We start from the raw sequence: 10,334 nt of genomic DNA, 5'->3' as shown, positions 1-10,334 counted from the left end.
GGCGCCTGGGGTTTTCGCGGGGGGGCCGGGGGGGGCGCCGGGGGGGGGGGGGCGCCCGCCCCCCCCCCCCCACGTCGCCACGAAGATGATCGCCGCCAGGGCTTCGCGGTCACCGGCCCGGCGTCGACCACCGCCCTGCGGACGTATCACCTCAGTAGGTGGCACCACCCGCCGGAACAGCGCCCACAACTCGTCCGGCACCAGTCGCTCCACGAGTCCCGCCATGCACGGATCAACGAACGATCACGCCATAAAAACGACGTCTAAGAACTCCTAACGAAATGATCTTCGAGGTGGTTGGGTCACTCCGGGACTGATGATCCGGGGGTGTGGCGTGGCTCGGCCGAAGTCAGGGGATGTCGACGACGAGCTGTGGGCGGTGATCGAGCCGCTGCTGCCGAAGGTCGAGCGTCGTGCCCGTCACCCGGGCGCAAGCGGCATCCTGACCGGCTGGTGTTCCAGGGCATTCTGTTCGTCCTGCATACGGGATTGCCTGGGAACACCTGCCGCAGGAACGTGGCTTCGGCTCAGACGTGACCTGTTGACGCCGCCTGGCCGAGTGGACGAAGGTCGGTGTGCGGCCCCGGCCGCACGAGGTCCTCTTGGCAAATGCCCCGCAGCGTGAACGCCCTGGACGTCTCCTGGGCAGCCGTCGGCGGCCCCCACATCCGGGCGTTAAGGGGGCTCCGAGACCGGTAGAAGCCCTGTTGACCGGGGGAGAACGGGCAGCAAGCACCACGTGATCACCACCTGCCTGAGATCACTACGCCGGTACTCGACCACTCGCCCGACGCATCATCACCAGCGCGCACACCAGGTCTCATGCCTGCTGCGCGCCGCAGGGAGCCTTGCCGCGAGCGGATCCGGTGACTCAGGACACGCCCGCACGTGGAGGTCGCGCAGCATCACCGAAGTTCGGCGAGTCCGGGAACGGCGGCAATTGCCGCCCTGGCGCTGGTTCCAATCCTCGTACCGTTCCTGGTGCAGAGCACTCAGTCCCACCAGTCGTTGCCGGTGTGCCAGCGCTGCACCCACTCGGTGAAGCCCCATGCGTGGTCGCCGGGCGCTGGGATGGCTCCGACATCGGCGATCATCCACACTTCGCCGCGGCGGGGGCCGGTGGTCAGCAGGAGCCAGAACGACTGTCCGTCCTCGGATCCGAGAACGATGGACCCCTTGTTGAAGGCCGCGCCGATCTGCGGGTCCTCGAGGTCGACACTCTCGTCATCCTCCCAGTGCCAGGCTGCCTCCAAAGGGAACGGCTCTCCTGGTTGCCGCGGGCCGAGATCGGGCCACGCGTCGGGCAGCCGGCCGAGGGGCTGGAGACCGCCGTCGCCGGCGGGTCCGTGCCCGGACCCGTTGCTGATCTCCGCGATGAACGTCCTGTACGGCTCCGGGAGGACCACGCCGTTCTCCTGCTCCCAGTCCGCGACGCCGTCATGTCCTAGCGGAGGCTCGCGCCATTCCGGCGGAATCGCGGAGCGCAGGAAGGCGAGGGCGGCTTCGAAGGGACGCTGATCACATGCATCTGTCACAGCACCATGCTGGCAGACGGGGCTGACACCTCATCGCGACTGCTTCACTCCGGAGCTGTGCTGCCCAGATCATGAACATCGAACAGAACTGGAGGTGGCCGGCGCCCTTGGCTCGCCCCGGACGGGGGCCCGCACTGTCAGATGTCTCCATGGTGGACGCTGGGGGCGCGACAACGACCCCAGCACGGGTGACCGGGGGCGGCGCGTCGTACGGCGAGGGCGGTGATCGAAGGAGCAGTCGGCTCGGGCCCACCGCATCCGGAGGGTAGTGGGCGCAGAGCCCTTCTCCGTCCTGATCGGGGGTGATGTCCCTCTTCGGGGTGGTCACGGCCGCACGGCGGTGACCACTTGTCCGGGTCGTGGGACGCGTGATCATGCGACGGCTGATGGTCTCTCTGGCCGTGGCCGCACTGCTCAGCAGCGGCGCCGCCCCGGCGCTCGCGGACGCGAGAGCCCTGCGCATGCCACGCCCTACCCCGTAGTGCTGGGAGCGAAGCGCAGATCGGTGGCGAGCAGCGCAAATTCAGCGGCGGATCGGTGCGGCCGCCCTTCTCGCCCGCGTCCCACCCCCGGCGTTCTTGGTGTGTCAGTGCGGTGCGTGATGCTGACCCGTCAGCGCCGTGCGGTGTGCGGCTCAGTCATCGAGCGGGGAGCGTCGCCGATGGCCTCTGATCGGCTCGGGGGACCGATTAGCCAGGATCGACTGCACCCGGCGAACCTGGAGGCGTTCGTGTTGAGGGCGTGGCGGGTGGAGGCGCATTCACTGGCGGTCCAAGGACGCCACGAGCATGCGCCGCCTCGCCGCTGAGCACGTCAGAGCCGACGAACGCCTCACCGGAGCCCGCCCCAACGCCGTCTGCGGCTGCGGCAGCGCGCTCCCCGCCCTCCACGAAACCAGTGCCCCGCGCCCGGTACCAGCCTGCTGGCACTCGTCCACAACCCGGCTGTCGGCCAGGTCTGGACTCTGGCGGTCTACCAGGCCTGCGCCCGGCATGTCCCGCACTTCACCGTCCTGGCCACGTCCACACACCCGCGATGATCGACGGCGGCCGCACCTGTTCCCCTACCTGCTCCCGCAAACTTCGCCACGGTCGGCTTCCCCGTCATCCGTGAACGCGTCAACGTCCACCCGGACGGCCAAGCGAGCTAGCGACGAGTAGCACGCAGGCTGACCCGATCCTCCCCTCCACGCGGGCGCTCATCCCCGCAAGGCAAGGCCGTGCGGCGATGGGGGCGAGCCCTGCTGGTCGGTGCGTGGGCCCCGGGGGTGGGGTCGGTTTCGCCGGGCGCTCGGTGACGATCTGGCAGATGATGAGGGCAGAGAGCCCGCCCGGGAAGCCGTCGCACGTTGCACCGGGCGGGCGCTTGGTTGTGGTGGGTCAGATGCCGCGGAGCATGACGGCGTACAGGGGGAGTCGGCGAACGGCTGGCGTTCGCCGATCTTGCGGTATTCCCAGCTCTTGCAGAGGGCCTGGACGCGGGAAGTGTGGGGCAGTGCCGGGGGCAGCCAACTGCGGCCGATGAGCCTGGGTGCCGAAGGACTTCACGCTGTGCCGGCTCCCTGCCCGGACACCGTCATCGAGTACCAGCCCGTTGAGTGCCCCCAGTCGCCCTCTCTGTCTGGCGCGGCAGGGGGCTTACTTCGATTCGACGCGTCCTGCCGGGTTGGGTCCGGTCGTGAATGACTCGCAGGTGGTCTGCCAGGCGTTGTCGCCGGGGTGGAGCTGGGTGCGGAGATATGCCGCGGTGAGCTGGGCGAGGGCGGCAACTCGCTCGGGGCTCTCGTCGGTGGTTTCGGCGGCGTCGTATCCGGCGATGCCGCCGAGTCCGTGCTCCGCGTCGAACAGGGTGAGCAGGGTCTTGGGGCGTGGGGCGAGGGTGTAGGGGTCGGCGTGCCAGTCCGGGCCCATGTCTGTGAAGTGCCGGGGGTCGTCCTTGTCGCCGGTGACGACCAGCGCGGGTGCGGTCATGGTGGAGAAGTCGACGGCCCCGATGACCGGCCAGTGCTCGGCCATCGGTCCGTTGAAGACTTCGCCGCCCCTGCCGGGCGGGGCGAGCAGCACACCCGCCTTGATGCGGGGTTCGGTGAGGTGCACCAGGTTCCCGGTGTCGGGGTCGGTGAGTCCGGCGCCCAGCAGGAGGGCAGCGGTGAAGCCCCCGAGCGAGTGGCCGGCGAGGGCGATCTTGGTGCGGTCGATCCGCCCGGCGAGCTGCGGCACGGCGTTCTCGATCACCTCGAGCCGATCGAGGACATGGGTCATGTCCTCGGCGCGGGAGCGCCAGAAGTCAGGTGCCCCGGGGGCATCCGCGACCAGGTCGGTCAGTGTCCTGGAGGTGAGGTGAGTGGGCTGGACGACGACGAATCCGTGGGCGGCCCAGAAATTGGCGAGCGGCGCGTAGCCGTTGAGCGAGGAGAGGTGGTTCGAGGGGCCGTGGCCGTGGGAGAGGAGGATGACGGGCAGGCTGGTGCCGGTCGCGGGTGCGGATACGCGCACCTGCAGATCCACGGGACGTCCGGGCGCGGACAGGACTACGGGGCTGAAGGACAGGACCGGGACGGGCAAGCCCAAGGCCTCGGCGATGGTGGTGGATGAGCTCACGGTGTGTTCCCTTTCGGCGGCGGAGCACTGCCGCCCGCCGGTCTACTGCCGGCGGCGGGCGGGCAAGACGGTCAGGAGCCTCCTGCTTCAGATAAGCTGAAACGGAACGCTGCTCCATTTAGTATCCGGAGCGCTGCTCCGTTTTGTCAACCAGTGTCGAAGGGAACGTGATGGCCGCCGAGGGCCCCGCAGGAGATTCGCCGCCCCGAAGCAAGCGGGCCGATGCCCAGCGCAACCGGGAGACGGTGCTCACCGCCGCAGCCGAGGTGTTCGTCACCTCCGGCGTCGACGCGCCGATCCGCCAGATCGCCGCCCAGGCGGGCGTCGGAATGGCCACGATCTACCGTCACTTCCCGACCCGGGCCGACCTCGTCACCGCCGTGTACCAGCATCAGATCGAGGCATGCGCGGAAGCCGGCCCGAGCCTGCTGGGCAGCCTCGATTCCCCGCTCGACGCACTGCGCGAATGGATCGACCTCTTCGTCGACTTCCTGGTCACCAAACACGGCCTCGCCGACGCTCTTCAGTCCGACTCCGACCGCTTTGCCGCGCTGCACGCCTACTTCCTCGACCGCCTTGTGCCCGTCTGCTCCCTCCTGCTCGACGCTGCGGTCGAGGCTGGCGACATCAGGTCCGGCACGCAGCCCTACGAGCTGATGCGCGGCATCGGCAACCTCTGCATCGGACGTGACAGCGACCCCGACTACGACCCTCGACGCCTGATCGCCCTCCTCCTCCAGGGACTCCAGCGACCCCAGGCGACCTGATGCCCACGAGCCAGTCGCGACCCCGGGGGCCCACTTCGAGCAGCGCCTCGGCCCGACCATGCGAACCGACGCGTTCGCCATGGCCCGCCGGGCCGCACTCCACCTCGCGGCTGTCCTCATCTGGGCCCGCAGGTGACCCACGAGGTAGTCCTGTTGTCCGCTCTCCCGGTTGCATCCGCTGACCGCGTGATCCGGTGAGAGGGATGGTGTCGTTGGCAGCTGGGTTGAGACGCGCCCGGCCAGCTGCACCAGCAGGAAGGGTGACGGTGGCTGGTCAACGCTTGGCCTTGGCCGTCTTGGGGGAGACGAGGCGGGTGCCGGTCCAGTCGTGGCCGACGCTGACGGAGGAGGTCTGCGCCAGGCCGACAGTGGGGGCGGCTTCGGCGACGTCGAATTGCCTGACGTACCTGGCATGGTCGGACTCGGAGTTGAGCACCCAGGTCACCCCGTCTTCCGCCGGCAGGCCGACTGCGTCGGTGAGCTTGTCCACCAGGTCGCCGTCGTCCTACCGCCACCAGGAGCCTGCCTGCCGCTGTAGCGGATTGACCTCCCGGGATGTGTCCCTTCGATGTGGCTCCCAGCCCGACCGGGCGCCCAGGCCGAACACCAGGAGCGCGCCGCCGTCGCTGAGGTGCTGCCGTTCCGCCGCTCTGCGTCATCGAGGTGACGCGCGGCACGGCATGGAGTTACAGCGACGCCCGTGGGGGAGTGGTGGTGCTTGGTCTGTGAGTGGGCGTGGCGGTCGGACTACCTCGGTCCGTTGATGGGGGTGGCGACCAGGGCGGCAGTTCGCGGTCGAGTGAGCGTCGAAGTATCCCAAGAGGCGACCCACACGGAAGCGAGCCGACCGAACGGAGTCTTCCCGTGCGTACGCGTCGAGCCGCCGCCGCTGCGGTCGCCGCCGCGGTGGCTGTTTTCCCTGATCTCCCCGGTTCTGGCTTCCGCGCGGTCGGCGGGGGCCGAGCCGTTCGTCCCGCAGGGCCGTGCGGCGGACCACGGTCTGATCAGCGTGGGCCTGACCTCGGGCCGGCGTCTCGTCGGCTTCGACGTCCACAACCCGGCCGACAACATCGAGGATTCGATGTCTACTGAATCAGGTCGGTATGCGTGTAGCACGTCGAGCAGGTGTAGAGCTGGAGATGGTTCCCGCCGGATACCTGGATGCCTGGCGGGTTCGACACCTTGTCGGCGTCGAACTCGGCAATGTGCTGGTCCTCGTTCGGCCCCCAGCTTCTTCTGTAGTCGCGGCATTCGTCCGAGGCGATGGTCAGCAGCGGAGTCATCGTGGTGCCGCAGTTGATGCAGAACCTGGCGATGGGATCGGTGAGACCCCACGGTGCCCATCCGCCGACCTTCCAGCCGGGGGCTTCGGAGAGCTCGTGGGAGTAGAAATCCGCCGGGAATCCGCCGTAGGCGTCATCGACAACGGCGCCGGCTGCCTGCCACGTGCTCGGGTCGCTCAACTGCTGCCGCAGTTCCTCGTCCAGCTCCAGAAGGTTGGGGTATTCGATGATCTGTTCCGGTGCGAGGAAGCACGGCTCCGGGATGTAGTGGTCGTCGACCTCGGACGGCCTGGGGGGCGAGGCGAGGACCGTGCCGACGTCGGCGGCTGTTCGCCAGAACAGTTCGGTCGAAGGCTTGTGCTCCGGCGGGTGCTCGGTCGGGCACCACAGCACCTGGAGCACGTCGGTCCGTCCCGGCGTCCGCAGCTGAGGCACGTCGCGGACGTACAGCTGGGCCAGTGGTACCAGGGGAGAGACAGGGCCCTCATGCCATTTGTCGCAGTACAGCCACGGCTGATTGACAGGCCACAGCAGAGGCCCACCGATCGAGCTCTCGTACGCCGTCGGAGAACCGGGACGCGGATGCAGCCGAGTAGCCGGGCGTGCCAGCGGGGCGAGTCGGGGGAAGACCGCAGCTACGTCGACCGGCCGTGGTGGGGTGGTACGGATGGCATTCACAGCGGCGATCTTGCCAGCGGCCTCGGGCAATCGGAGTACGACGAGTCAACCGCAGCCCAGCTCTTCCCCTGGGAGGGCGGCCACCACCAACATCCGCACTGGTCCATCGCTCACCAGACCCAGCGCGGCTCACTAACAGCTGTCCCGTAACTAGTGACCGTGGTTGTCGCTTCTGGCTGAGGTGATCAGGTCCGGTTCGCCCAGGTGGGCGCGATTGATCCGCCCTCGGCCTCGAACGATGCCTTCTGCGGCGAGTCGCTTGTGAAGCCGGCGGGGTGCGAGGGCGTCGTTGAAGCTCTCGATGAGGCCTCGGCCGGTATCGGCGAACTCGTAGCGGACCGCGTACGTCATCCCCGCGTGCTGCCATTCACAGCGGACCAGCGGGCGCGCAAGGATGGCCTCGAACCATGCAGCCGTCTGTTCTGCCAGCTCTGCCGGATTTCCGGCGGCTGTGAAGGTGAACTCAGTCGCCTCCTCCGGCAGCGAGAAGAGCTGATTGTGGAGCATGTCCGCATGGACGGCGCTCCCGTTGAAGTGGGCGCCCACGGTCAGGATTGCCTGGTTGCGCTGCGGATCGACGATGTCCAGCCAGACGATCAGCTCGCGATCGTCGGCGTGCTCTGGAGGCACCACGGCTGTGTCATCCGGGTCGACCAGCCAGGAGCGAGCATGTTCGGCGAGTACGTCCGCGAACGCGCGTTGTGCGGCGTTCAGATCGTCTTCGTCGTACTCGAACCAGGGGATCTCTTTCATATCCGCACTCTATGTGCGGCCCACGAGCTGCCCAGCAACCGCTGGTGACCGTGCAGGACCGGGCCCTGTCCTCCAGTGACCTCGTCCTGCACGACCTCTTCGCGGCCCAGACCGATGTGCGCGTCACCAGCTGCTTCGACAAAGGCGGTACGTACCGCTGGCACGTCATGTTCGAGACTGCGCAGGAGTCCGTCGAGGAGCAGGTACGGCGGTTCGTTGAGCAGATCACGGCCACCGACCCCCGCGAGAGTGCAAAGAGTCGCTGACAGCGCCCCGGGAGCCTCGCTCAGCAAGCGACGCTGGTGGGCAGTGTCCGGACGAGGCTGCGCCGACTGATGTCGGTGCGCCGGTCCAGCTCGGTGCGCAGTTCGTGGATGACCTGGGCATGGACAGCGACGCGCTGGCCAAGGCAGCCATTGTCCTCCCGCCGTGCCCGGGCCATGACTTCGGCGTCTACTACGCGGTAGTTCACCGACATGGTCGAGCCAGAAGGAGCGGTGGGTGAGCCTTGGGTGGACCTGACGCATCACGCGGTCAGAGCGGACCCGGCCGAACAGCTCGACCGCCAGATCGCGCCGGAGCCAGGCCAGGCGGGCAGCGTCGTAGCCTGCATCGCCGACGATCACGATACGCGGGTCCCCCTTCTGCTACTGGCCTGCGGCGACGAGCCGCTCGACGACACGCCTCAACTGGCAGGCGGTGATTGCGGTCGCGTCGTCTACCGCGCCGAGCCGCACCACGTCTGCCAGTTCGAGAGACCGGTTCGAATCCGCAAGTGCCTCACCTCACGTAGCTCTGAGAAGCGATCCGCATGCCGATCGATGAAGCTGTCGGTCGCCCTGGGTTCGGACGGTGTGCGTACGGATGCCGCGGAGGCCAGCGGACCGGGCACAGGGCGTGGAGGAGCGGTAGGCGTAGCGGCCGCCCTCGCACAAGTCGTAACCGGGGGATCATGCTCTCCCTGAGGCGCAGTGATCCTGGTGAGTTCCGGCTTGTGCGGTCTCCGCGTGCGACGGATTCCAGAGTCGGTCGGCCTCGCCGCGTGCGAGGTGATCTTCGTAGATCCGCACCTTGTGGCGCATCACATTCAAGGTCTCGTGCAGTTCCTGGATCTGCGCCTCCACGTGGTTTTCGTGCCGGCGCAGCAGTTCAAGTCGCTCGTGTTCGTTGCCCGGACCTTGGCGGGCCAGCTCGATGTACTGCCGGATCGTCGCCAGTGACATGCCGGAGGAGCGCAGTTTCGTGCAGATCGCCAGCCACTCCAGGTCTTCCTCGTGATAGATCCGGCGGCCGTTGGACAGGCGGCGCACAGGGTTGGCGAACAGGCCCTCCCGCTCGTAGAACCGCAGTGCGTGGACGCTGAGCCCGCTGCGTTTCGCTACTTCACCGATGCTCAGGTCCATGACCGCTCCGTAACGCAGTTCTTGATCTAGACCCGACTCTAGCTTCTAGTGTCGAGCCGTCAGCAAGTCGGCCGGTCAGGCGATCGGAACAGGGGGAGAGTATGAGCGTTTGGTTTGTCACAGGTGCATCGCGTGGGCTCGGCGCGGAGATCACTCGCGAGGCGCTGGAGCGCGGACACAGTGTGATCGCGACAGCGCGGGATGCGGCGGCGGTGCGTCAGGCGTACCCGGGCAAGACGGAGGGCTTGCTGGCGGTCAACGCGGACGTGACCGAGCCCGAGCAGTTGAGGGCCGCGGCAGAGGCCGGCCTGGCGGAGTTCGGACGGATCGACGTCGTGGTCAACAACGCCGGCTACGGCCTCGTGGGCGCGATCGAGGAAACGTCCGACAGGGCCGCCCGCGCTCTCTTCGACGTCAACGTGTTCGGTGTACTCAACACTTTGCGGGCGACCCTGCCGACGTTGCGCGCCCAGCGATCCGGACACGTCCTGAACATCGGCTCCGTGGGCGGCTTCGCCACGGCGCCGGCGGCGGGCTTGTACGGGGCGTCGAAGTTCGCCCTCGAGGGCGTCTCCGAGGCGCTGCACGGCGAGCTGGCCCCGCTGGGCGTACGTGTCACGATCGTGGAGCCGGGCGGCTTTCGCACGGACTTCCTCAACAGCTCGACGAGCATGCAGGTCGAGCCGGCCTCCATCGTGGACTACGTCGTCGGTGCGGGGCCGGTGCGTGAGGCACTGGCCAACTACGACGGCCGTCAGCCGGGAGATCCGGCGAAGGCCGCGAAGGCCATCGTCGACATCACCGAGGTCACCGAACCGCCGTTGCGTCTGCAGCTGGGCGCGGACGCGATCGAGCGTGTCGAGGCGAAGCTGGACAGGGTGCGCCGTGAACTTGACGAATGGCGCCACGTAGCACTCTCTACCGGCATCTGAACCGTTCCGGGTTCGGTGGGGACTCGACGCGGAGCGGTCGGGCCGGCGTCACGTGCCGCACGTGGACAAGGACGTCGAACCACTCGGCCAGGGATCCTCTCGTCATGTGGTGGGCGGTGCCGTTGTCCGGGTCGTGGCGCGGTCCGATGACCCGGGTTCCGGTAGTCCCGGCGAGCCGGTCGGCGACCGGGCGCGGGGGATCCGCGCGAAGGTCCAGGAGATGGTCACCGCCCATGGAGTGCAGGGGCGACTCCACCAAGGCTGCGCCCCTTGGAGGTATGGGTGCGGGAGGACCAGAACAACACCTTGTGACCGGTGTGCCGGTACCACCAGGCGGCGTTCTCGGCGAACGCCCCCTCGTCGTAGTCCATGCTGTGTGGATC

General features: G+C 68.1%; 11 protein-coding genes and 2 pseudogenes. 3 read left to right on the top strand and 10 right to left on the bottom strand.

Annotation, left to right across the window (positions count from 1 at the left end; translation table 11 throughout):
• From ABT129_RS36245 to ABT129_RS36235, 3 genes and pseudogenes are all read right to left on the bottom strand, one after another.
• Positions 1-225 (bottom strand): annotated as a pseudogene (locus ABT129_RS36245) (hypothetical protein); the annotation flags it as partial.
• Between the two features lie 767 nt (positions 226-992).
• Positions 993-1,535, bottom strand: coding sequence for an SMI1/KNR4 family protein (locus tag ABT129_RS36240; RefSeq protein WP_351910207.1), 543 nt, complete (start codon positions 1,533-1,535; stop codon positions 993-995).
• A 1,637-nt stretch (positions 1,536-3,172) separates the two neighbouring features.
• A complete protein-coding gene (locus ABT129_RS36235) occupies positions 3,173-4,135 on the bottom strand; it encodes an alpha/beta hydrolase family protein (RefSeq protein WP_351910205.1) in 963 nt (320 codons plus the stop codon).
• A 170-nt stretch (positions 4,136-4,305) separates the two neighbouring features.
• Here ABT129_RS36235 and ABT129_RS36230 point away from each other — a divergent pair, with 170 nt between their 5' ends.
• Positions 4,306-4,902 carry a TetR/AcrR family transcriptional regulator gene (locus ABT129_RS36230; RefSeq protein WP_351910203.1) on the top strand — a complete coding sequence of 199 codons (597 nt, stop codon included), beginning with the start codon at positions 4,306-4,308 and terminating at the stop codon, positions 4,900-4,902.
• Positions 4,903-5,176: 274 nt separating this feature from the next.
• Here ABT129_RS36230 and ABT129_RS36225 read toward each other — a convergent pair whose 3' ends face one another.
• The 3 genes from ABT129_RS36225 to ABT129_RS36215 form a co-directional block, all read right to left on the bottom strand.
• Entirely contained in the window at positions 5,177-5,395 is a 219-nt protein-coding gene (locus ABT129_RS36225; protein ID WP_351910211.1) for a DUF3052 family protein, read from the bottom strand.
• A gap of 592 nt (positions 5,396-5,987) precedes the next feature.
• On the bottom strand, positions 5,988-6,587 hold the full coding sequence (locus tag ABT129_RS36220; protein ID WP_351910201.1) for a hypothetical protein: 600 nt from the start codon (positions 6,585-6,587) through the stop codon (positions 5,988-5,990).
• Between the two features lie 426 nt (positions 6,588-7,013).
• Complete coding sequence (locus ABT129_RS36215; protein ID WP_351910199.1) at positions 7,014-7,616, bottom strand: hypothetical protein; 603 nt, start codon at positions 7,614-7,616, stop codon at positions 7,014-7,016.
• A 44-nt stretch (positions 7,617-7,660) separates the two neighbouring features.
• On the opposite strand from ABT129_RS36215, the gene ABT129_RS36210 reads away from it, so the two are divergent.
• Positions 7,661-7,882, top strand: coding sequence for a hypothetical protein (locus ABT129_RS36210; RefSeq protein WP_351910197.1), 222 nt, complete (start codon positions 7,661-7,663; stop codon positions 7,880-7,882).
• A 20-nt stretch (positions 7,883-7,902) separates the two neighbouring features.
• Here ABT129_RS36210 and ABT129_RS36205 read toward each other — a convergent pair whose 3' ends face one another.
• The 3 genes and pseudogenes from ABT129_RS36205 to ABT129_RS36195 form a co-directional block, all read right to left on the bottom strand.
• Positions 7,903-8,094, bottom strand: a complete 192-nt coding sequence (locus ABT129_RS36205) for a hypothetical protein (protein ID WP_351910195.1) — start codon at positions 8,092-8,094, stop codon at positions 7,903-7,905.
• Positions 8,078-8,365, bottom strand: a pseudogene (locus tag ABT129_RS36200) (transposase); the annotation flags it as partial. The pseudogene ABT129_RS36200 and the gene ABT129_RS36205, both read right to left, overlap by 17 nt.
• A gap of 201 nt (positions 8,366-8,566) precedes the next feature.
• On the bottom strand, positions 8,567-9,019 hold the full coding sequence (locus tag ABT129_RS36195) for a MerR family transcriptional regulator (RefSeq protein ID WP_351910193.1): 453 nt from the start codon (positions 9,017-9,019) through the stop codon (positions 8,567-8,569).
• 101 nt (positions 9,020-9,120) lie between these two features.
• Between ABT129_RS36195 and ABT129_RS36190 the strand changes: the two genes are divergently transcribed.
• A complete protein-coding gene (locus ABT129_RS36190) occupies positions 9,121-9,951 on the top strand; it encodes an oxidoreductase (protein ID WP_351910191.1) in 831 nt (276 codons plus the stop codon).
• Here ABT129_RS36190 and ABT129_RS36185 read toward each other — a convergent pair.
• The gene (locus ABT129_RS36185; RefSeq protein ID WP_351910209.1) at positions 9,938-10,186 is read right to left on the bottom strand and encodes a hypothetical protein; all 249 of its coding nucleotides are present in this window, start codon (positions 10,184-10,186) and stop codon (positions 9,938-9,940) included. The two genes, ABT129_RS36190 and ABT129_RS36185, sit on opposite strands and share 14 nt — an antisense overlap.
• Positions 10,187-10,334: the final 148 nt, after the last annotated feature.

This window comes from Streptomyces sp. NPDC002057, from assembly GCF_040296665.1.
Classification (GTDB): domain Bacteria; phylum Actinomycetota; class Actinomycetes; order Streptomycetales; family Streptomycetaceae; genus Streptomyces.
This window is presented reverse-complemented; position numbering and strand designations above follow the sequence as displayed.